The sequence below is a fragment of the Nostoc sp. genome (genome assembly GCF_036917935.1).
Classification (GTDB): Bacteria; Cyanobacteriota; Cyanobacteriia; order Cyanobacteriales; family Nostocaceae; genus Nostoc.
Genome location: NZ_JBALEL010000054.1, coordinates 98,022 through 118,732 on the forward strand (window position 1 = coordinate 98,022; position 20,711 = coordinate 118,732).

Sequence of the window (20,711 nt, forward strand, 5' to 3'; positions counted from 1 at the left end):
TCCAGTCTCTGGCTGGAAATGCTAATCATTGCGGCTCTGCCGCGAGTAAGGGAGGCGGAGCCTCAACGATGGGCATTCCCAGTCAGAGACTGGGAACGAGACACAACAAGACAATCCAAAATGGTCTAAGCCAATTAGGAAAAGCAAATCGGGGGTTAGCACGCTAGCAAAATCAGCAGATAATACAATAGCTAGCGTCCCCCAAAAGCCACTCATGCCGCAAAATAACCAAACCGCCGTCGAATTCCGCGATGTCACTTTTAGCCGCAACCATCGCCCATTGGTGTCAAATCTCAATTTCACCATCCGCCAAGGAGAAGCATTAGTATTACTTGGGCGCAGTGGTAGCGGCAAAACTACAACAATGAAGTTAATTAATCGTTTATTCACACCTACACAAGGCGAAGTTTTTTTTGATGGCATTCCCACAACTCAATGGGATGAAATTAAACTACGGCGCAAGATTGGTTACGTAATTCAAGAAATTGGTTTATTTCCCCATTTCACTGTTGAACGCAATGTGGGTTTAGTCCCTTCTTTAGAAGGTTGGCAACCGAAACAAATTAAAACGCGGGTTTATGAATTGCTGCAATTGGTAGGCTTAGAACCAGCACAATTCGCCGGACGTTACCCGCACGAACTTTCGGGAGGACAAAGGCAAAGAGTCGGTGTAGCCAGGGCTTTAGCAGCAGATCCGCCGGTGTTGTTGATGGATGAACCCTTTGGCGCACTCGATCCAATTACGCGGCTAGAACTGCAACAAGAATTTCGGCATTTGCAGCAAGAGTTAGGCAAAACTGTTGTTTTTGTCACTCATGATATTCAAGAAGCCTTGGTTTTGGCATCGAGAATTGGTTTAATGTCTGGCGGAGAATTGGTAGTATTGGGGACGACAGATGAATTTATGCGATCGCAACACCCAGAAAGCCTCGCCTTTCTGCAATGTCTGCGTTCCCTGCAAGATACTTTATGAAAAATTTCTTCCTGGTTAAGTATGCCCCAGAAATTATTCAGCATACTCTCGAACATCTATTTTTGGTAGGCATTGCAATTGCAATTGCCATACTTGTAGGCATTCCATTAGGTATTTTAATTACACGTAAAACTTATCTCCGCCAACCAATTCTCGGCATCGCGAATATTCTCCAAACTATTCCTAGCTTGGCACTGTTTGGCTTACTCATTCCTGTTCCCATCATTGGCGGAATTGGTGCAGTACCAGCAATTGTTGCCCTGACTGTATATTCCTTGCTGCCGATAATTCGTAACACTTACACAGGTATTACTAGCGTCGATCCCGCGATTCGGGAAGCTGGGAGAGGAATGGGGATGACAGATAGACAATTATTATTACAAGTTGAGATTCCCTTGGCAATGGGAGTAATTCTAGCAGGTGTGCGAGTAGCAACGGTAATTGCCATAGGTATTGCAACTATTGCCGCAGCGATTGGTGCTGGTGGTTTGGGAGTGTTTATTTTTCGTGGCATATCAGTAGTGAACGATCAGTTAATTTTAGCTGGTGCAGTTCCGGCGGCGGTAATTGCATTACTGGCTGACTTTGCAATTGGCTGGTTGGAGAATAAATTAAAAATTAAAGGTTAAGCCTTGGCGACTAGAAGTCGCGGCTATACAGACAAAACCCTTGATTTTCTCTTAGTCCACGGAGGTGAATTTTGTTTGAAAAGTATTTGGCTGTGATTTTAGGCACTTTGATCCCCCCTAACCCCCCTTAAAAAGGGGGGCAACCTCTCTCAAAGTCCCCCAATTTATCGGGGGATTTAGGGGGATCTAAAATATTTTGATACCGACAAGAGGACTTTTCAAACAACCTCTTAGGGACTTCCAAATAAAAAAATACTGAACTACTTCTTGTGGGGTGGGGTAAAACCTTGGTTAATCAGCTATTTCAGACTCGTGTGTACACCGTAGGCAACCAAGGAGGGGGCTAAGATGTACCTTGTATGATTAGGAAACGCTATAAGCAGTTTTTTCTTCTCTTTCTTCTCTCTTTGTGTTCTCTGCGCCTCTGCGGTTTGTAAAAAAATGACTTTGACAAACACGCCCTACCCTTAACTGAACCGTGTTGAATTATTTTTGCCCAATACTTTTAAAACATCCTCTAAGATTTGAATTTATAAATGGTTTCTCATGAAAAGATTTTTAGCACTTTGTTTTTTAACTTTTGCCTTGTTACTCTTAATCACTGGTTGCACACCGAATTTAAATAGTAATAACGGTGGTAATATTATTGTTGCTTCCAAAGATTTTACCGAACAAGATATTTTAGGTGAACTGTTAGCACAGCAAATTGAGGCGACAACTAATTTAAAAGTATCTCGTCGTCCCCGTTTGGGTGGTTCGTTTGTGTGTCATAGTGCTATTACTGCTGGTAAAATTGACGCATATATTGAGTATACAGGTACAGCTTTTAATGCAATTTTAAAGCAAAAAGCAGTTAACGATCCTAAAGAAGTTTATGAGAAGTTAAAACAAGCATACTCCCAACAATTTAACCTGGAAGTCATGCCAAGCTTAGGTTTTGAAAACACTTTTGCGATGATTGTCCGGGGTGAAGATGCCAGACGCTACAACATTAAAACTCTCTCTGAAGCTACTCAATATACACCACAGTGGCGTGGTGGTTTTGGTTACGAATTTTTAGAACGGGAAGATGGTTTTCCCGGATTAGCTAAAACTTACGATTTACGTTTTGCCAAATCTCCCCAAATTATGGACTTGGGTTTAATATATCGGGCTTTGATTCAAAAACAGGTGGATATGGTGGCGGGGAATTCCACTGATGGACAGATTTCTCGCTTGGGTTTAGTTGTACTCAAGGATGATAAACACTATTTTCCACCTTACGAAACTGTGCCAATTGTCCGACAAGAAATATTAAAAAAGTATCCCGAATTAAGAAAAGCGATCGCCTCACTTGCTGGAAAGATTTCGGCAGATGAAATGCGACAGTTAAACTATTTAGTGGAAGGGGAATTACGTGATATTAAAGATGTTGTCCAAGAGTTTCGCAAATCAAAAGGATTAGAGGATGTTTGAAAAGTGTTTGACTGTGATTTTAATTGCGTTGTTACCCCCCTTAGTCCCCCCTTGTAAAGGGGGGAAACAAGAAAAATCCGGTTCCCTCGCCAATACATACGGGGAGGGTTAGGGAGGGGTAAAATATTTGATACATCAATCACGACTTTTAAAACATCCTCTTAGAGGATGTTTTAAAAGTATTTGGCTGTGATTTTAGGCACTTTGATCCCCCCTAACCCCCCTTAAAAAGGGGGGCAACCTCTCTCAAAGTCCCCCAATTTATCGGGGGATTTAGGGGGATCTAAAATGTTTTGTTACCGACAAGAGGACTTTTAAAACATCCTCTTAGGTTAATGTCATATCATGTCCGGTTGATTACTTATTAAACCCCAAGAACCCCACCCCGCCAAAACTGCGCTTCGTCTCCCCTCCCGAAGAGCGGGGAGGGGTTGGGGGTGGGGTGTCTACTGTTGTCCACGCAAAAAGTTCTTTAACCACCTAATGACTTCACTTGTTGTTTGCTCATTGGCCATTTGGAGACATTGCTGCACAATTTCTCTAACGTTAGGAAAGTAGCTGCTTTCTGTAAGCACATAACTTTCTGCTTGCAATCGATAAATTAATAACCGATTATTCTTTAATATCCAAACCTCTGGCACTCGATAAGGCAAGAAATCATTAATGTCGGTGTAGCTTGTCACATCTATTTCAATTGCTAAATCTGGTGGTGGATCTGACTCCCAATCAATTCTTTTTTTGCCTACTACTGCTCTGCAATTTTCAATGTAAAAGCAAAAGTCTGGTTCAATACCACTAATTTGTGGCAAGCTCATGGTGATGGGCGTAAATGATTCATATCTTTGCTCTAAATGATCTAGCAAAACCTTAGCAATATCTGCCAACAAGCTTGCATCTCTTCCATGCTCTGGTAGCGGTGCCATTAGTAAAATTTCCCCTCTTCGATATTTAATCCGAGGCGAGGAGCGATCGCCTAGTTGCTGACTTAATACTTGATAGTCTTCCCAGTCTCCCAAAAGCTTCAACACCGCGCCAGGTGGCAATTCGATTCTTTTTGGTGTAATTACGGTATCCATATTCGGCTGTTTCACCAATTTAAGTTAGCCAGTTGATTACAAGATACATTAAAAAGTTATTTGAAATTACTTATGCAAACATTTTTTCGATTGTTTCCATCATCAGAAACAGCCGAGAAGAAAAATTAGAAAATTGAATAAGATGTACGGCATTTGTCCTTACAAATTCAGGGTAACAAACATAGATAGGAATTTTAACAAGATTTAGCGATCGCTCTGCAACTGTGCAATCAACAAGCAAGCAGCGTATAAAATGCTCTCCCAGGCGCTAGGCTAAGAAATATCAAACCAAATGGTATAAAAATGTTTACTGTTGCTAAACCGAAGCGAGTTGCCTACGCAATCTTTTCTTTCACCGTCTTACTTTATAGCCAAGTGGCATCAGCCGCCTTAACTTTACCTCTACACAGCAAAAAGGGAATGGTGGTTTCAGCCCATCCCCTAGCAAGTGAAGCGGGAATTGAAATGTTACGCAAAGGTGGTAATGCAGTGGATGCAGCCGTGGCCACAACTTTTGCAATCTCTGTACTTGAGCCTTTTTCGGCGGGAATTGGCGGCGGCGGATTTTTACTGATGCACTCTGAGAAAACTGGCGAGATGAAAGCGTTAGATTTCCGGGAACGCGCACCCCTGAAAGCCACAAAAAATATGTATGTTGACGCAAAAGGAAAGGTGCGCCCGAATGCAAGTATTAATGGTTATTTAGCAGTAGGGACACCAGGAACGGTAGCAGGACTTTATGAAGTGCATCGTCGCTATGGTAAGCTTTCTTGGCAAGAGGTAATGAAACCTGCGATCGCACTCGCTGCATCTGGCTTTGTTATTGGTGATGCCCCAATTTGGCGTTCTCTGCAAACAAACCAATCCTCCAAGCAAGCAATTCTCAACAATCCAGCAGGGCGAGAAATTTTCACTCACAACGGCGAATTTTATAAACCAGGGGAGAAACTGGTGCAGCGTGATTTGGCACGCACTTTAGCAGCTATTGCCGAAAATCCCCAAAGTTTTTACACCGGAAGTATTGCTCATGCGATCGCTTCTGATATGCTAAAAAATGGTGGTTTAATTACTTTAGAAGACCTGAAAGCTTATAAACCAATCTGGCGCACTCCCGTTTGTGGCAACTTTCGCAAAGCTAAAATTTGCTCAATGCCACCACCATCATCAGGAGGCGTTCATCTATTGCAGATTTTAAATATTATTGGTGACACTGATTTAAAATCTTTAGGATGGCATCATCCCGACGCTATACATTTAATGGTAGAAGCAATGAAGATTGCTTACGCCGATCGCTCAGAATATTTAGGCGATCCTGATTTTGTCAAAGTCCCTGTACAAGAACTGCTCAGTCCAGCTTACGCTAAAAAACGCCGTCAAGAAATTAATATGGAAGTGGCTAGACCTTCGACTGAGATCAAGCCAGTAGATAAAGAGACGCTACAACGTTTTAGTCAAACTAACAATCAGAGTTTGAGAAAAAATATCATCCCGTTATCTGATCAATCTCTCAAACTGCACGCGACTCGGCATGAATCTCTAGAAACTAGTCATCTTACTGTTGTTGATCAAGAACACAACGCCGTGAGTCTGACTTTCACGATTAATCTGATTTTTGGTGCTGGTGTGGTGACACCGGGAACTGGAATTATCCTCAACAATGAGATGGATGATTTTGCTGCTGCGCCAGGAGTGCCTAATGCCTTTGGTTTAGTTGGTAACGATGCTAACAGTATTGCACCCCGTAAAACTCCCCTATCCAGTATGACTCCCACAATTGTCACAGAAAATGGTCATTTCCGGATGGCAGCAGGTGCGCCTGGTGGTAGCACCATCATCACCCAGGTTTTGCAAGTGATCCTGAATGTGCTGGAATACAACATGGATGTTGGTGCGGCTGTTTCTGTTCCACGCATACATCATCAATGGCTTCCAGATGAGTTACGTGTAGAATCATGGGGTTTGGATGCTCTGACTGTGCAAGAATTACGCCGTCGGGGGCATAAAATTAAGGAAACTACTCCTTGGGGTAATGGTAATGCGATCGCTGTTACATCTGATGGAACTTTAGAAGGGGCGGCTGATCCTCGCGGTGAAGGTTCTCCCAGAGGTTTGTGAGGGAGACGCAAGGACACAAAGAATAACTTATCACAAATGACCAATGACTATTGATTTTGAATTGTTGACTCTGCGTAGCTGCTGCTGCCAAACTCGTTTGCCCGTGCGCTAGGTACTAGTGTCCAACCTGCTTTCAAAAGTTTTTGATAAGTTGCCCAACCTTTAGAACCACCTGGTATTTGATAATCTGGGACTGCAAAATGTCCAAAAGCTGTGTAAGGACGCCAGGGTTGATTGGGTTCTGTCTGCAAATACAGAATTTTCTCTCCGTCGCCACCAGACTTAGATAACCAGCACATTTGTCGATGCATTGCAAACTCCTTTGCTTTTAGCTAGTAATGCATAATAGCAGACCTTTGTCAAGCTAATTATCACCCTTGGGAGGAATTTTTTGCTTAATACTCATGTAATTAAGTTCTATTCACTACGGGATAATTGCTTAACAATTCATAGTCTGGAAGACAGCTGCTAAGGACATAAAGATAAACAGCTTTGCCTCACCTTCTTTATCGGGTGAGATTTTTCTAATGTTATCCGCGTTTTTGGCGATCGTGTGTAACAATAACTACTGTTTTGGCTGAGGTTCGCAATCAGACTATTTGTTTTTTCTGCTTACATATATAAGCGCAGATTCTGGAAATTAATTGTCAACTGCCCCACCCCCTCGTAGGTGGGGCAATTGATTTGTATATTGAGTGTCTACTTATCGGATCTATGTTATTAATTCTTCGCCTGTGGCTGCGAACCAGGAATCGTTACATCTATTGGTGTCACCTGTGTTGCTAGCTGCGTCAATGGCGGTTGAATGGCGGTTTGATTCCCCACTACTAGAGTCACAATCTTTTCTGGCTTGAGGTATTCTCGTGCTACCCGTTGGACATCAGCGGCTGTGGTGGCGGCGACGGCTTTTTGATAGCGAAAGAGAAAATCAGCCGGATAGCCGTAATATTCGTATCGCATCAACCGTGATAAGGTTTGGCTAGGGTCTTGAAAGTTGAACACAAAGGAGTTGAGTGTAGACTCTTTGGCAAAAGCGAGTTCTTTTGCAGTCACTCTTTGAGTTTGGGTACGCTTGATTTGGGCTTGTAAAGCTTTGACAAACTGGACGGTAGCGTCCGATCGCGTTTGTCCACCAGCAATAAACATGCCAGGATAATCGAAACGGGGACTCCATTGGCCATAGACAGAGTAAGCTAAACCTTGACGCGATCGCACTTCATTAAATAAGCGTCCACCAAATCCATTTAACACCCCATTCAATACATCCAGCGCTGCATAATCGGGATTGTCAAAACGTCCGCCTAAATGCCCCAGAAGTACACTACTTTGGGTTAGTTGTGGCTGATTTATAAAAAAGACTCCACCTGTATTAGCTGGCAAAACCTTTGGTAATGTGGGTTTAGCAATACCTGGGTTGCGGTTCCAGTCGCCAAACTTAGCTTGAATGAGCGATCGCATTTTCTTCGCCTCAAAATCGCCCACAATCCCCAAAATTATATTATTGGGGTGAAAATATTGTTGATAAAACTTGAGCAAATCCTCACGCTCAACCCGATCTACTGTTGCATACTCGATCGTGCGAGAGTATGGGCTATCTTTACCATAGATCAATTTCCGAAATTCTCGACTAGCAATCCCATCTGGATTGTCATTACGACGGGCAATGCCACCTTTTGCTTGTGTCTTAGCTAAGTCTAGCTTTTCTTGAGCAAATACAGGCGATCGCAGCACCTCAGCAAACAACCCAAACACCGTTTCTAAATCTTCACTGAGTGCGTCAAAGCTAGCATTACCAGAAGCTTCAGTAATACTAGCTTCCACAGATGCCGCCCGTTGTTCCAGTATCTCATTGAGTTCATCAGGTGAATGCTTTTTAGTTCCTCCAGTTCGCATTACCGCGCCTGTAAAACCAGCCAACCCAACTTTCTCCATTGGTTCCAAGCGATTCCCTGTCCGTACAAACGCCGTCCCATTCACCAACGGTAACTCGTGATCCTCCATCAAATACACAACCAAGCCGTTTTGAAGCACAAACCGCTCATACTTGGGTAACTTAATTTCAGGTAGCGCTGGTAGCTGCAATTCTGTGTAATGCTTTGCTTGAGTCGTCGCCGCTAGAGAAAAATTAGAAGTTAAAAGTAAACACGCAAAAACAGCAACTAAAGCATAAATCAGCCCCTTTCCATTTTGGATTTTAGATTTGAGATTTGGGATTTTGAATTGTTTACCCTTCACCTTGTACCTCTGCATATCTCTCTCCCTTTGCGGTTCTATTTCTCTTAAGCTTCTTTCGACAACAACTTACCAATCGTCCGATTTTCTGGCGTAAAAGTCTCTTTGGCCACCCGCACAATATCAGCCGTCGTCACCGCCGAAATGTCATCCAACTGCTTAAACAAATTCCGCCAAGAGCCAGTTTTCACTTCATATTCCAACAATTGTTGAGCCATTCCCATATTGGAATCGAGGGTACGTAACAAACCCGCCCGTGCTTGGGTTTTCACCCGTTCCAAATCAGCCATAGCGACAGGCTCAGTTTTTAATTTGTCAATTTCTTGGCGCAAAGCCACCGCTAACTCATCGACTGTATGATTAGGAGCCGTGAGAGCATAGAAAAATATCAGATTTGGGTACTTATCTCCGGGAAATCCACTGTAACCTTGAGCATTTAGCGCTAAACTTTGCTTTTCTACCAAAGATTTATATAGCCGCGACGTGCGCCCATCACTTAATAAACTGCCAATGATTTCATAGATTGCATTATCTGGATGAGTCACTGCCGGACGATGATAACCTTCTAAATACCAGGGTTGAGAAGCTAGCTGTAAAGTAACTTCCCGTGTTTGTTTTTGTGGTGGTTCCACCGGGATTTTTTCAACAGCTTTGGTTTTTGCTTGATAGCGGCCAAAATAAGTTTGTGCCAATTTTTTCACCTCAGCCGGGTTGACATCTCCGACAATAGCGATCGCTAAATTACTTGGTACGTAGTGAGTATCAAAAAAATTCTGGACATCTTCTGCTGTCAGATTGCGGATATCTTCGTCATAACCAATCACCGGGCGTCTGTAGGGATGCACTTTGTAAGCAGTATCGACAAACTTTTCCACCATCTGTCCAATGGGTGAATTCTCCACTCGCATCCGCCGCTCTTCTAAAATTACATCTTTCTCTTTATAAAACTCACGACGAATTACCGGATCGAGAAATCGCTCCGACTCCAACGACATCCAAAGTTCTAGCTTATTGGCAGGAAAGCTGTAAAAATAACGGGTGGCTTCAGTAGAAGTATTGGCGTTTAAACCCACGCCTCCCGCTTGTTCGACTATTTGCCCCAATTCGTTTTGCTTGACTAGCTTATCTGCTTGCGATTCTACTTGCTTAAACTCAGTTTCTAACCGAGCAACCTCAGCTTTTTTACCATCGGCTTTTGCGGTTTTAATTTGCGTATTCAACTGCTCTAAAGCATCAAGTAGCGGTTTTTCTTTTTTGTAGTCTTGTGTACCAATGCGCGTTGTCCCTTTAAACGCCAAATGTTCCAGAAAGTGAGCTACGCCAGTTTTGCCATCTACCTCATCCACGCCACCGACATTTGCATAAGTAAGAAAAGAAACTACTGGCGCTTGATGGCGTTCCAAGACAAGGAATTTTAGACCATTGTCGAGGCGAAACTCCGTTAACTGCTTGATGACTCGATCCAGATAAGGTTGGATGGAACTTTGAACTGGCGGGGTTTGAGTTTTGGTTTCTTGAGGAGGAGATGCCGTCTGAGTTTGAGCCAGAGCAACTTCTGGCAGTAATCCCCACGAGAAGACGATCAAAGCCAACAAAGTGACAAACAACCGCCCCAATATGACAGATACTTGATCTGACCAATCCAAAATCCCCAATCTAAAATCTAAAATTGACCGACTGCTCTGGTTCATAAGCGAAAATTAAGATAAAGTTACATTACCTAAATAACAGGATACTTAGCAAAAGGGCGTTAATCTGGTATTGAGCTTTCAGTAGCTCTTTGTACTTGACATTAGACAATAATGCTACAAGTCCTGTTACGGATATCTAACCATAACTGTTATGCGAGTTTTTAATTCTTCCCCACCTTCAGAAGCTCAGACGCGCACCCGGATTTTAGAGGCAGCACAACGGTTGTTTGCCTCTAAGGGATTTGAGGGTACTACCACCCGTGACTTAGCACAGGCGGCAGGTGTAGCTGAAGGTACTCTATTTCGTCATTTTGCTAATAAAAAAGCGATTTTGGTGGAAGTCGCCACGAGTGGCTGGGTAGAGATTCTCACAGATTTGCTGACAGAATTAAGTGAAATGGGCAGCTATAAAGCCGTCGCTCAGGTGATGCGCCGGAGGATGTGGAATTTCCAAAAAAATTCCGATTTGATGCGCGTTTGTTTTATGGAGGTGCAGTTTCACCCGGATTTGCGCGATCGCATTCAATTAGAAGTCATTACTAAAATGACCGATGTGGGCGAAGCGTTCTTTCAAACAGCAATGGATAAAGGCATTTATCGTCAAACGGACGCCAAGTTAGTTGCTAAAGTTTTCTTAGGAATGTTTGCGATCGCAGGTTTTTCCAACAACACTCTCATCGAACCTGACGCCTCTCCTCAACAAATGCAGGAAATGGCCGAAGGACTCGCTGATATCTTTCTTAATGGTGTCTTGGTTAAAGAGTAGGGCATGGGGGATTGGGGATTGGGAAAGAGGAGGCAGTTCGCAAAGCCTCTCGCACACAAGGAAAAAGTTCTTTAATTTTGAATTTTGAATTTTGAATTTTCAATTGGTTTCTCCCTCATCCCCCCAGTCCCTAGTCCCCAGTCCCCACTGTTTTCGCTTGCTGACTCCACTGTTGTACTAGCTCAATTGCTGGACACAAATCTCGTCGCTGCATTGTTGCTACCTGCAAGCGCATAATTTGTTGGTATAATCTGTGAGTGGGAGTTTGAGCTAACTGTGCCACAGAAGCAATACCCGCATGGAGCAATAAACCACAATATTGTGTCCCGACACTAGGAATACGCGCCAAGTCAGCTAAAGCCATCCATTTATTTACATACTGAAGATTAATCTGTAGTTTATTTGCTAACGCTAGTCTTTCCTCTAAAGTTTTCCCTTGTTTGACTAGCGCTACTGTGCTAGTAATCCCACAATTTTGGAGTTGAGATTGTTCTTCATGGCTCAGTCCAGGTAATTCCTCAATTGGCCAATCACTAGATTGGATACGACTTCTACTATCTTTGGGTTTAGCAGACATTTTTGAAATTAATATATAGGCTTATTTAAATATTGTGACAGTCGCTTCTTCGCAAAAGTCCGCTCTTGTGGTTTAGTATTTGTATTGCCGTGCTATTTTAACCCAATCTTCTGCAATTGCGATTGTTTCGCCTAACAATGCGATTGCATCGACTTGCAAAAATTATGTAGAGTCGCTCAATATTTTTACTAAAAATAGAGGTAAGTCTAACTTTTGCCGAAACAGTTCAAGATCAGCGCCTTAGAGGATGTTTGAAAAGTATTTGGCTGTGATTTTAGGCACTTTGATCCCCCCTAACCCCCCTTAAAAAGGGGGGCAACCTCTCTCAAAGTCCCCCAATTTATCGGGGGATTTAGGGGGATCTAAAATATTTTGATACCGACAAGAGGACTTTTCAAACAACCTCTTACAGCTTGTCTATGTAGCTGACTTTTCTCATCATCTGGAAAAGCCTACCAAAAACCCCACTCAACAGAGAATCGGTATAACTATTGCCAACCTTAGCATTAGCGGATAAATTGTACTTCTTTGGAGTCGTTATACCGCTCTATAATCTCAGGACTTACGCATTGACAGAGACAACCAACTGTGAATTACCTCTCGTTACAAGGCTCTGCCTTGTAATGCTCTTGTGGGAGGCTCTGCCTCCTGGTTTGACGGGAGGCAGAGCCTTATGATCGCATTTCCAGGCAGAGCCTGGAAACGAGGCAGGGTAAGACTTTTAGCTTAACAAGCTAACCATCCATATTATGCTCAATATGTAAAGTGCGTAAGTCCTATGTTTACTAAACCCAAAATACTTTTATCATGGCTAGCATTATTACTAAGTTTTGCAAGTCTACTTCTTAGTTCTTGGATTATTCTTCCTGCTCCAAATATGTTTTTACTGACGCTAGCAGTGGGAGCGCCAGAAGTCAGTCCTTGGTTATTCTTATTAAATTTTATCTTTTTATTGCTGTCTTTATTTTACATCCGTCGCCGTAAATTACAGCGTTTAGCTGGTATTTTCAGTTTAATTGGATTGCTACTTTGTGGATCGGTGTTAGTGAATATCCCAATAACTCAAATGCAGATGACTCAAGCGATGAAACAAGGATTGGGAGCAAATTATCTAGAGCAAATTCCAGTCCAAGTAAGGGCTAAGATGCAAAACCATCCTTTTGACTTAGTTAATTTCTTCCGGGGTATTCCATTAGGTAAAACGCGTCATCAAAAAGATATTCTCTTTGCTTCTCCTGCGGGAGTGTCTTTAAAAATGGAAGTTTACCAACCCTCAGAGGTAGGAAAATATCCAGCAGTGGTAGTAATTTATGGTGGAGCTTGGCAATATGGCAATACTCATGCCAATACCGAGTTTAATCAATATATTGCTAATCATGGATATACGGTATTTGCGATCGACTATCGACACGCACCTAAATATCGTTTTCCATCTCAGTTAGATGATGTGCGTACAGCCCTGAATTTTATTCGCAAACATGCAGCTGAATATGAAGCCGATTCCGAACGTATGGTACTTTTAGGACGTTCTGCGGGAGCGCATCTAGCAATGTTAGCGGCTTACCCTGTAGATGCACCACCCATTCGTGCTGTGGTGAACTATTACGGGCCCGTTGACTTAACTGAAGGATACAAAACACCCCCAAATCCCGATCCCATTCACAGCCGCGCTGTTTTAAAAGCATTTCTCGGTGGTTCTTTAGAAGAATTACCTAATCAGTATCAAATTGCTTCACCGATAAATTACCTAACCCACCCTTTACCGCCAACTTTATTAATTTACGGTAGTCGTGACAATTTGGTAGAAGCGCGATTTGGTAGACAGATGTATGAGCGTTTACATAACTCTGGTAATACTGCGGTTTTTCTAGAGATTCCTTGGGCAGAACACGCTTTTGATGCCGTTTTCAACGGTGTGAGCAATCAATTAGCGTTGTATTATACTGAGAGGTTTTTGGCTTGGGCGTTGTTCAAGCAATGATTTTATTAAGATACACTTAAATTTCAAAACGTAGACAAAGTTCCTCAATCGCTTTAACAGGTAAATAAAGCTTGAAGGAATGTTCTTTAAATTGTTGAAAACCGTACTTTTGGTAAAAGTTAACTGCTTTTTCATCTAGAGCGTCTACAATTACTGCAACAGATGCAACTTGCTCTGTAGCTCTTAGGACACGCTTCAAAGCATCTATCAGAATCACTCCTCCTAAACCTTGACCTTGACGACTGCTATCAACAGCAAGACGACCAAGTAAAATAGCTGGCAGCAAAGGATACCGAGGTAAACCCTTGGTAAAGGTTTTGTCTAGATTAGTAATATTTACTGTATAAGTTGAAAGAGTGTAATAAGCAATAATATCCATGCTTGGAGAGTCAATCAAAACAAACACTGTAGCGACTTTTTTCTTCAGGTCTTGAGATGCAGATTTAACTATATAGGCGTCTAAATTATCATTTCCACAAGCAAAAATTGAGCGGTTGTGCCTTTTACTATCTAGCAACTCAATCGTTAACACCATTTTTTGGGATTATTTGTTTGTAACGTAAAGCTGCTGCGATGAGAGAATCGGAAGGTTTCGGTAAGTTTTGCAGAGCTTCTACAAAAGCTTCAGCATCATCTAAACTGAGCTTGAGTGTTTGATGCTGCTGTATAACGTTGTAAGCTGCTTCCTGAACGCTGGCGATGACAAAATCCGTCAAGGTGACTCCCTGTAAATCCGCAGCTTTTTGCCATAGAGCTTTTATCTCTGGATTAACGCGTGCTTCTAATCGAGCTGTCTGTTGCAAGGTGTTATCACTCATAAAACACAAATATAAGTCTATATTTAAAGTCTATACGGCATTATGCCGTATCTATTAAAAATATTTCAATATTTACTTTTGAGGCCAGCGCCAATTGTAGCGATTCCATTCGTAGATGCCTTGAATTTCATACTCAGCGCCGTTGAAGAAGCGGACGACGCAATTAGTAGAGGAATCATCGCGTAGGCGTAGCCCGTCGTAGACATCGCTAATTTCTTCGACCTTAATCACCATACAGGGAAACCATTCCCGCTTACAAGGGCCATTCTCTTGCACCCATTCCCATAGTGCATTGGAAACTTCAATGCGATCGCCTACTCTTAACTTTAGTGCATCCTCAAAATAAGAATACTTATCAAAATGATATGACTCAACACGATTCAGCCACTGTAAACCATAGCGTTGGCGAATAAATTGGACTGTTCCAGAGTCATTTTCTAGTAACCAGTCGTTGAGTAATTGCACTTTCCAAGTGCGGTTGCGTTGTTCTTCATCCTTAACAAACTGTAAAAATACTTCTAACTCCTCTGGGGTAAGTTCGTCTAAGGGATTGGTAATATTTGGCATCCCAGAGGGAGAATTTCCCTGAATTTGCTCGACCAGTCGCAGTAATATCTGTTTCTGCGTGTCAGTGAGAGGACAGCTTGCGGCATCACAACTATTAAAGGCTGCAAGCATAGCTGTTTCGATCTCATCTGGAGTCATAAGTTAATAGCAATTGAGGGTTTATTTCCCTAATTATTACAAATGTTAAATTAAAGTCTCCAATCACCTTGTAGTTAAATCTGGACATAATTAAACTTAAGATGCCTTGTAAGTGGGTGGACAAAAATATTTACAGTCATTGCGAGCGAAGCGAAGCAATCCCAGCCCTTGCGATTGCTTCGCTTCGCTCGCAATGACGTTGTGTAATTAATTCTGTTCCACTACTTAAGTGGGTGGAGGGACAGTATGAGAATACGGTGTTGAAGGGGACGGCGACCATTGCATCAGATATAGTACCTGATTGGGAATTGATAGTGGAGCAGGTATTTGCAGTGGCGAATTAATCAGGGAAGTAGAGAATAGAGAGTAGGGGTATGTTGTAAGCTGAGGTTATAAATTAAATAATTATTGAATTAAGTCATGGGGTCTTTTATGCAGTTGCGCTCACTCACGGTCATTTTTATTTCCTGTCTCATCACCTTTCTATCGTGGGTGATTGTTCCCCCAGCTGTAGCCCTGACACAGATTAAACTATTTGATGTCTCTTATAAAGATTGTCCACCAGAATTAGCACAAGGGGCTGTGATCAGTAGTGGTAGCGCCGCGGCCAATTGTTTTATTGTCATTGGCAAAGCAGAAAATGGCACCAACAAAACAGTCTACGATGCAGATATTTTTGGACGCATCTATGATGCCAATAATGACTCAGTGATGCAAAACCGCACTCGCTTAGGTTCCATTACTGAGGTGCCACCAGGCATTAGCGATTTTGAATTGAGGATTTCTGTACCTGCGAATCAGCCTACTCCGTTGAAGCTAAAGCAGTTCAAGGCTGCCGGGTTTAGCGGTCAAGTGCGTAAGTAATAAATGTTAAGTTAACTTTTTCCGCTATAAGTCCCGCACTTTATCCCAAGATTCGGTGTCGGGATGAATAGCGGGCAAATACCAATATAGCGTTTCCTAATCACATGAGGTACGTCATAGCCCCCTCTCGAAGAGCGGGGAGGGGGTTGGGGGTGGGGTTCTTGTATCTCACTCAACTGAGAACCGCTATAGTTCCTTCACAGAATAAAGTAAAGGAAAATACTTGTAAATAGACGGTGATAAAATTCTTCGTCTTTGGAAAACTGAACTTCTACAAAATAAAGTGGTTCATCACCAAATCCTTCTAGAGAAGAAAATACTCCATCTAAACGAAAAGAACGTTGTTTGATTTCTGGTGCAATAAACTTATAAACATTGGTCTTATTATGAGATTGACCAATAACTTTAAATAAAGTACTAGTAGATTATTAAAATGTATCGTATAATATTGCGTCAGTTTTCAACTATTGCATCCATGATTATGCTTATTAGGCTTGACATTACATAAGTCTGAGCTGGTTAGCCCAGACCTAAAATTCATTAGTTGAACATGGAGCAAACTGCAAATTCTGTGCTATCAGATGGATTGCAGACCACCACCTACTATTTGAAGCAGTATAATAGCTAACATTGCGGAAAAATCCATACCGCCCAAAGGGGGAATGATTGAGCGGAACAGATTCAGATAAGGATCGGTGATCTGGCTCAAAGTGGTAAATGGTTGGTTGTACCAGTTGATATTGGGGAACCAGGTCAATAAAACGCGAATAATTAGCAAAACAGTATAAATCTGGATGAAACTGGCCAGAGTGTTAATCAGAAGGTACATGGATTTGTTGGTTTCCTACTAAGTGTCAAACGCGGTCTTATCTTTAATTTTAATTTAGTCCATGTCATGGTGTTTGCGGATTTCACATTTACCACACTTGAGACTTTCACCACGCCTGAACAAACTTCAGGAGTCTTTAGTGAGGGAGCGGTCATTGGTTACTTGGGGTGAACTACTATTCACGTTCCCTAGTTGCTTTCGCACTTCATCAATTGTGGCATTTAGCTGGGCAATTTTATCTTCTAGCGATCGCCTGGCCGTTTCTATGCCGATGCTCTCGCTTTCTGAGGCTTTCATCTGACGCCGCTTTGCTGCTATTTTCTTAGCTTCGCCTTGGCTATCTGTCAGTTCTGTCTCCTCTTCTGCTAGCAATTGAGGATCGCGTCGAGAAGCAATCAGTGCCCCGATAACACCGCCAAATACGCCACCAACAAACGCCCCTGCTACAAAACCACTGCCAAAACCATCTCGCTGACTCATATCTTTACCGCCTTCAACAAACCTTGCAACTTTTACAGTAGTTATGCTATTTTCCTGCCCTAGCTGCATAGTAGCTTAAGTCCCAAAGATGCGATCGCCTGCATCTCCCAATCCCGGTACAATATACCCCTTGCTGTTCAATTTTTCGTCAATAGTCGCGGTGTAAATTATTAAACCTGGATAAGCTTCACTCAATTTTTGCAAAGCTGGTGGAGCCGCTACGACACAAACAATCCTTATCAGAGATGGATCAGCACCCCGTTGGGTCAATTCTGCCATTGCCGCCATCATTGACCCTCCAGTTGCCAACATTGGATCGGTAACTAACACTCGTGTTTGGGGGTCAAATTTTTCTGGTAACTTGTTTAGATAACAATGAGGTTGCAGTGTCTCTTCGTCTCGCGCCAAGCCCAGGTGGTAAATCGATGCTAAAGGCAGTAAAGTCTGCGCTCCCTCTAATAATCCTAGCCCAGCCCGCAGAATCGGCACTACTGCCATAGGCACTTGCGGATCAATTACTGTTGCTGGACAGGTATCCAAAGGACTCTGCACCGCTGTTTCTTGGGTCGGCAACCAGTCTCGCGCAGCTTCATAAGTCAGCCATCTTCCCAACTCAGTCATGGCGCTACGGAACAATACTGAAGGCGTGCCTGCATCACGGGCAACTGCCAGCCAGTGTTTGATCAGGGGATGGGGTGGAACATAAACGCGCAATTGTAGCGTCATAGCCAGAAATAGGCGCCTTTTTATTGTATAAGAACTGAAACACCATAATACTCTTTCCTGCATCCGGCTGACAGCTAAAAATTAACGCTCTCAATTTTATTGATAAATTTTTTCATTAGTAGTTGACATTAATTCTCAATCAAGGCTATATTCTTATACAGTGTTCTCCTCTCTTTTAAGGATCGGCAGACGGGATTAGTCAGCAGTAGCTAGGCTCGTCCCTCTTTTTTTTTGATTGGGCATTAGGAATGGCGGAGAATAACTAATGACTAATGACTAATGACAAAAATGCAAGATATTGATGCGATCGTGATTGGGTCTGGGATTGGTGGATTAGTAACAGCGACCCAGTTAGCGGCGAAGGGAGCGAAAGTGCTGGTACTGGAACGTTATTTGATTCCAGGTGGTAGCGCTGGTTATTTTGAACGCCAAGGCTATCGATTCGATGTTGGGGCATCAATGATTTTTGGGCTGGGACAGAACGGTACTACCAACCTACTCACCCGTGCATTATCAGCTGTAAATGTCAGCCAAGAAGCGATCGCAGATCCGGTGCAGATTCACTATCATCTACCCCAAGGTTTAGACCTGAAGGTTGACCGGGTTTATGAAAAATTTTTGCAAAATCTTATTGCTCATTTTCCCCATGAAGAACAGGGGATTCGTCGCTTTTATGACGAATGCCAAAAAGTATTCAAGTGCCTCAACAGCATGGATTTACTGTCGCTGGAAGAACCTCGGTATCTACTGCGAGTCTTTTTCCAACATCCTTTAGCGTGTCTCGGTTTAGCTAAATATCTGCCCCAAAATGTCGGTGATGTGGTGCGGCGCTACATCAAAGACCCGCAATTATTGAAATTTATCGATATGGAATGTTATTGCTGGTCTGTGGTTCCATCAGACATGACACCAATGATTAATGCTGGAATGGTCTTTTCTGACAGGCATTATGGCGGAGTTAACTATCCTAAAGGCGGGGTGGGGCAAATTGCCCAAAAACTGGTAGAAGGTCTAGAGAAGGCTGGAGGTCAGATTCAGTACCAAGCTAGAGTCACGAAAATTCTTACAGAACAGGGAAAAGCGGTAGCTGTGCAACTGGCTAATGGTAAAGTATATCGGGGTAAACGCATAGTTTCTAATGCTACACGCTGGGATACATTTACACAATTACTACCAGCAGCTGAAATGCCAGATAATGAGAAAAAATGGCAACAAAACTATCAAAAATCTCCCAGCTTCTTGAGTTTGCATATCGGGGTAAAGGAGTCAGTTTTACCTACGGGAACAGAGTGTCACCATATTTTGCTGGAAGATTGGGAAAAGATGACAGCAGCAGAAGGCACAGTTTTTGTTTCGATTCCCACATTGCTTGACCCAGATTTAGCACCAAATGGATATCAGATCATTCATGCGTTCACCCCTCACTGGATTGATGATTGGCAAGAACTTTCTGTGAGTGAGTACGAAGCGAAAAAAGAAAAGGCGGCTTGGCGAATTATTGACCGCTTAGAGAAAATTTTTCCAGGTTTAGATGCCGGATTGGATTATTTAGAAGTGGGGACACCGCGCACCCATCGCCGCTTCTTGGGTCGTGAGGATGGCACTTATGGGCCAATTCCCCGGCGTAAGTTGTGGGGGTTATTAAACATGCCCTTTAATCGCACAGCTATTTCAGGACTTTATTGTGTAGGGGATAGTACCTTTCCAGGTCAAGGGTTGAATGCAGTCGCTTTTTCTGGGTTTGCTTGTGCCCATCGGATTGCAGTAGATTTAGGATTTTAACGTGCATCAATCAAAGCGATTAAAGGAAGAGTTACTGCTGATCTAGTGTTTTTTTATTCTGAAAATTAGCTAGTTCTGATGCTAAAGTTTCTTCTAACGCATCTATAATTGCTTGCGGATCAACAGCTTCTTTCATAATTTGGGCTTGCGGATCAGAGCGATTTTTGACATTAGGAATATCTTGGCGTAATTCCTCAACTAAGGCGATAAGTTTCGCGATTTTCTGCTCAGAGAGCAGGTTAAGCTGAAGGCTAAGTTGCGCCCGTTGCTCTGCTAATTTTTCCTGCCGCTCTTGTTTAATCAACACCCCAGTTGTAACTAACAGGGAACCTGCGGTCAGTGAAAATTGTAGCCAAGAAAATGGCGGGGGATCGAATCTTGATAATCCTAAACGTCGTGGTAAAACATTGGGTGTTACCCACACAATAATTCCTAACAGGATGCTATACAGAAATACCGGACGGCCAAAAAAGGCTGTTACTGTTTCTACAACCCGTTGATGTTGAGGTACGTCTTTTTCATAACGTCTGTGCAGTGCAATGATAGTCTCAATATTTTGACTAATCGCTTCCGGCAATGGGGCAGTGGGCAAAATGCTTTGGCAAGGTGCTGAAGATGATACTTGCGGTGAATCTTTTGGATTTGGTTTATCTTGGGAGAGCATGGATAGTTTTTTTGTAGCACATATTTCTATAATTTAATAACTCAAGTTTTAACTATTGATCTATACTTGTAGGTAGAAAAATGTATGAAAGTACCTATAGACATATCTTGGCAGATTGCTATACTAGTGCTACATGATGAGGAGGCGGTATCCTTGAAAGGAGTGAGACTAGCATAAATTGCCAAATATTTAACTCTTATAATGAAGTAGTTACAGTAAATTCAGAAGCATATACAATTGACTCAATGATTAAAAAAAAACTTAATCTTGCATAAATATTACTAGTTTATATTTAGATATATTTAGACATTTCGAGGATGTTTGAAAAGTATTTGTCTGTGATTTTAG

20 protein-coding genes and 1 pseudogene are annotated in these 20,711 nt (G+C 42.5%); 8 read left to right on the forward strand and 13 right to left on the reverse strand.

Features of this window, described 5'->3' with window-relative positions; translation table 11 throughout:
* Positions 1–214: 214 nt before the first annotated feature.
* The 3 genes from V7K62_RS23500 (at position 215) to V7K62_RS23510 (ending at position 3,057) form a co-directional block, all read left to right on the forward strand.
* On the forward strand, positions 215–973 hold the full coding sequence (locus V7K62_RS23500; RefSeq protein ID WP_334868350.1) for an ATP-binding cassette domain-containing protein: 759 nt from the start codon (positions 215–217) through the stop codon (positions 971–973).
* Entirely contained in the window at positions 970–1,602 is a 633-nt protein-coding gene (locus V7K62_RS23505; protein ID WP_334868352.1) for an ABC transporter permease, read from the forward strand. Before V7K62_RS23500 ends, V7K62_RS23505 begins: the two co-directional genes overlap by 4 nt.
* A gap of 546 nt (positions 1,603–2,148) precedes the next feature.
* Positions 2,149–3,057, forward strand: coding sequence for a glycine betaine ABC transporter substrate-binding protein (locus tag V7K62_RS23510; protein ID WP_334868354.1), 909 nt, complete (start codon positions 2,149–2,151; stop codon positions 3,055–3,057).
* A 446-nt stretch (positions 3,058–3,503) separates the two neighbouring features.
* Here the strand turns inward: V7K62_RS23510 and V7K62_RS23515 are convergent, their stop codons facing one another.
* On the reverse strand, positions 3,504–4,133 hold the full coding sequence (locus V7K62_RS23515) for a Uma2 family endonuclease (RefSeq protein WP_334868356.1): 630 nt from the start codon (positions 4,131–4,133) through the stop codon (positions 3,504–3,506).
* A gap of 303 nt (positions 4,134–4,436) precedes the next feature.
* On the opposite strand from V7K62_RS23515, the gene ggt reads away from it, so the two are divergent.
* Entirely contained in the window at positions 4,437–6,248 is a 1,812-nt protein-coding gene (gene ggt, locus V7K62_RS23520; RefSeq protein ID WP_334868358.1) for a gamma-glutamyltransferase, read from the forward strand.
* Between the two features lie 47 nt (positions 6,249–6,295).
* Here the strand turns inward: ggt and V7K62_RS23525 are convergent, their stop codons facing one another.
* The 3 genes from V7K62_RS23525 to V7K62_RS23535 form a co-directional block, all read right to left on the reverse strand.
* On the reverse strand, positions 6,296–6,559 hold the full coding sequence (locus tag V7K62_RS23525) for a hypothetical protein (protein WP_292785151.1): 264 nt from the start codon (positions 6,557–6,559) through the stop codon (positions 6,296–6,298).
* Positions 6,560–6,968: 409 nt separating this feature from the next.
* The gene (locus tag V7K62_RS23530) at positions 6,969–8,498 is read right to left on the reverse strand and encodes a M16 family metallopeptidase (RefSeq protein ID WP_334868360.1); all 1,530 of its coding nucleotides are present in this window, start codon (positions 8,496–8,498) and stop codon (positions 6,969–6,971) included.
* A gap of 29 nt (positions 8,499–8,527) precedes the next feature.
* Positions 8,528–10,171 carry a M16 family metallopeptidase gene (locus V7K62_RS23535; RefSeq protein ID WP_334868362.1) on the reverse strand — a complete coding sequence of 548 codons (1,644 nt, stop codon included), beginning with the start codon at positions 10,169–10,171 and terminating at the stop codon, positions 8,528–8,530.
* 151 nt (positions 10,172–10,322) lie between these two features.
* Between V7K62_RS23535 and V7K62_RS23540 the strand changes: the two genes are divergently transcribed.
* Positions 10,323–10,937, forward strand: coding sequence for a TetR/AcrR family transcriptional regulator (locus tag V7K62_RS23540; protein ID WP_334868364.1), 615 nt, complete (start codon positions 10,323–10,325; stop codon positions 10,935–10,937).
* 130 nt (positions 10,938–11,067) lie between these two features.
* Here V7K62_RS23540 and V7K62_RS23545 read toward each other — a convergent pair whose 3' ends face one another.
* Positions 11,068–11,514 carry a DUF4332 domain-containing protein gene (locus tag V7K62_RS23545; protein WP_334868366.1) on the reverse strand — a complete coding sequence of 149 codons (447 nt, stop codon included), beginning with the start codon at positions 11,512–11,514 and terminating at the stop codon, positions 11,068–11,070.
* 778 nt (positions 11,515–12,292) lie between these two features.
* On the opposite strand from V7K62_RS23545, the gene V7K62_RS23550 reads away from it, so the two are divergent.
* Complete coding sequence (locus V7K62_RS23550) at positions 12,293–13,495, forward strand: alpha/beta hydrolase (RefSeq protein ID WP_334868368.1); 1,203 nt, start codon at positions 12,293–12,295, stop codon at positions 13,493–13,495.
* Between the two features lie 16 nt (positions 13,496–13,511).
* On the opposite strand, the gene V7K62_RS23555 is transcribed toward V7K62_RS23550, so the two are convergent.
* The 3 genes from V7K62_RS23555 to V7K62_RS23565 all read right to left on the reverse strand — a co-directional run bounded on the left by V7K62_RS23555 (position 13,512) and on the right by V7K62_RS23565 (position 15,018).
* Positions 13,512–14,030 carry a GNAT family N-acetyltransferase gene (locus V7K62_RS23555; protein ID WP_334868370.1) on the reverse strand — a complete coding sequence of 173 codons (519 nt, stop codon included), beginning with the start codon at positions 14,028–14,030 and terminating at the stop codon, positions 13,512–13,514.
* Positions 14,014–14,313, reverse strand: coding sequence for a type II toxin-antitoxin system TacA family antitoxin (locus V7K62_RS23560; RefSeq protein WP_334868372.1), 300 nt, complete (start codon positions 14,311–14,313; stop codon positions 14,014–14,016). The genes V7K62_RS23555 and V7K62_RS23560 overlap by 17 nt, the downstream gene beginning before the upstream one ends.
* Before the next feature lie 72 nt (positions 14,314–14,385).
* Positions 14,386–15,018, reverse strand: a complete 633-nt coding sequence (locus V7K62_RS23565) for a hypothetical protein (RefSeq protein WP_334868374.1) — start codon at positions 15,016–15,018, stop codon at positions 14,386–14,388.
* 432 nt (positions 15,019–15,450) lie between these two features.
* Here V7K62_RS23565 and V7K62_RS23570 point away from each other — a divergent pair, with 432 nt between their 5' ends.
* On the forward strand, positions 15,451–15,882 hold the full coding sequence (locus V7K62_RS23570; protein ID WP_334868376.1) for a biotin carboxylase: 432 nt from the start codon (positions 15,451–15,453) through the stop codon (positions 15,880–15,882).
* A gap of 197 nt (positions 15,883–16,079) precedes the next feature.
* On the opposite strand, the pseudogene V7K62_RS23575 reads toward V7K62_RS23570, so the two are convergent.
* The 4 genes and pseudogenes from V7K62_RS23575 to upp all read right to left on the reverse strand — a co-directional run.
* Positions 16,080–16,292 (reverse strand): annotated as a pseudogene (locus tag V7K62_RS23575) (DUF2887 domain-containing protein); the annotation flags it as partial.
* Positions 16,293–16,459: 167 nt separating this feature from the next.
* Positions 16,460–16,711, reverse strand: coding sequence for a YggT family protein (locus V7K62_RS23580; RefSeq protein WP_334868378.1), 252 nt, complete (start codon positions 16,709–16,711; stop codon positions 16,460–16,462).
* Positions 16,712–16,837: 126 nt separating this feature from the next.
* Complete coding sequence (locus V7K62_RS23585) at positions 16,838–17,191, reverse strand: hypothetical protein (protein ID WP_334868499.1); 354 nt, start codon at positions 17,189–17,191, stop codon at positions 16,838–16,840.
* 75 nt (positions 17,192–17,266) lie between these two features.
* The gene (gene upp / locus V7K62_RS23590; protein ID WP_334868380.1) at positions 17,267–17,917 is read right to left on the reverse strand and encodes a uracil phosphoribosyltransferase; all 651 of its coding nucleotides are present in this window, start codon (positions 17,915–17,917) and stop codon (positions 17,267–17,269) included.
* A gap of 279 nt (positions 17,918–18,196) precedes the next feature.
* On the opposite strand from upp, the gene crtH reads away from it, so the two are divergent.
* Positions 18,197–19,699: a carotenoid isomerase gene (gene crtH, locus V7K62_RS23595; protein ID WP_334868382.1), complete on the forward strand. Its 1,503-nt coding sequence runs from the start codon at positions 18,197–18,199 to the stop codon at positions 19,697–19,699.
* Positions 19,700–19,730: 31 nt separating this feature from the next.
* Here crtH and V7K62_RS23600 read toward each other — a convergent pair whose 3' ends face one another.
* The gene (locus V7K62_RS23600; protein ID WP_334868384.1) at positions 19,731–20,363 is read right to left on the reverse strand and encodes a DUF1003 domain-containing protein; all 633 of its coding nucleotides are present in this window, start codon (positions 20,361–20,363) and stop codon (positions 19,731–19,733) included.
* Between the last annotated feature and the right edge of the window lie 348 nt (positions 20,364–20,711).

Bases quoted from the DNA above. Each gene is read 5' to 3' on its own strand.
- V7K62_RS23500 (WP_334868350.1), top strand. From the start codon at position 215: ATGCCGCAAAATAACCAAACCGCCGTCGAATTCCGCGATGTCACTTTT.
- V7K62_RS23505 (WP_334868352.1), top strand. From the start codon at position 970: ATGAAAAATTTCTTCCTGGTTAAGTATGCCCCAGAAATTATTCAGCAT.
- V7K62_RS23510 (WP_334868354.1), top strand. From the start codon at position 2,149: ATGAAAAGATTTTTAGCACTTTGTTTTTTAACTTTTGCCTTGTTACTC.
- V7K62_RS23515 (WP_334868356.1), bottom strand. From the start codon at position 4,133: ATGGATACCGTAATTACACCAAAAAGAATCGAATTGCCACCTGGCGCG.
- ggt (WP_334868358.1), top strand. From the start codon at position 4,437: ATGTTTACTGTTGCTAAACCGAAGCGAGTTGCCTACGCAATCTTTTCT.
- V7K62_RS23525 (WP_292785151.1), bottom strand. From the start codon at position 6,559: ATGCATCGACAAATGTGCTGGTTATCTAAGTCTGGTGGCGACGGAGAG.
- V7K62_RS23530 (WP_334868360.1), bottom strand. From the start codon at position 8,498: ATGCAGAGGTACAAGGTGAAGGGTAAACAATTCAAAATCCCAAATCTC.
- V7K62_RS23535 (WP_334868362.1), bottom strand. From the start codon at position 10,171: ATGAACCAGAGCAGTCGGTCAATTTTAGATTTTAGATTGGGGATTTTG.
- V7K62_RS23540 (WP_334868364.1), top strand. From the start codon at position 10,323: ATGCGAGTTTTTAATTCTTCCCCACCTTCAGAAGCTCAGACGCGCACC.
- V7K62_RS23545 (WP_334868366.1), bottom strand. From the start codon at position 11,514: ATGTCTGCTAAACCCAAAGATAGTAGAAGTCGTATCCAATCTAGTGAT.
- V7K62_RS23550 (WP_334868368.1), top strand. From the start codon at position 12,293: ATGTTTACTAAACCCAAAATACTTTTATCATGGCTAGCATTATTACTA.
- V7K62_RS23555 (WP_334868370.1), bottom strand. From the start codon at position 14,030: ATGGTGTTAACGATTGAGTTGCTAGATAGTAAAAGGCACAACCGCTCA.
- V7K62_RS23560 (WP_334868372.1), bottom strand. From the start codon at position 14,313: ATGAGTGATAACACCTTGCAACAGACAGCTCGATTAGAAGCACGCGTT.
- V7K62_RS23565 (WP_334868374.1), bottom strand. From the start codon at position 15,018: ATGACTCCAGATGAGATCGAAACAGCTATGCTTGCAGCCTTTAATAGT.
- V7K62_RS23570 (WP_334868376.1), top strand. From the start codon at position 15,451: ATGCAGTTGCGCTCACTCACGGTCATTTTTATTTCCTGTCTCATCACC.
- V7K62_RS23580 (WP_334868378.1), bottom strand. From the start codon at position 16,711: ATGTACCTTCTGATTAACACTCTGGCCAGTTTCATCCAGATTTATACT.
- V7K62_RS23585 (WP_334868499.1), bottom strand. From the start codon at position 17,191: ATGAGTCAGCGAGATGGTTTTGGCAGTGGTTTTGTAGCAGGGGCGTTT.
- upp (WP_334868380.1), bottom strand. From the start codon at position 17,917: ATGACGCTACAATTGCGCGTTTATGTTCCACCCCATCCCCTGATCAAA.
- crtH (WP_334868382.1), top strand. From the start codon at position 18,197: ATGACAAAAATGCAAGATATTGATGCGATCGTGATTGGGTCTGGGATT.
- V7K62_RS23600 (WP_334868384.1), bottom strand. From the start codon at position 20,363: ATGCTCTCCCAAGATAAACCAAATCCAAAAGATTCACCGCAAGTATCA.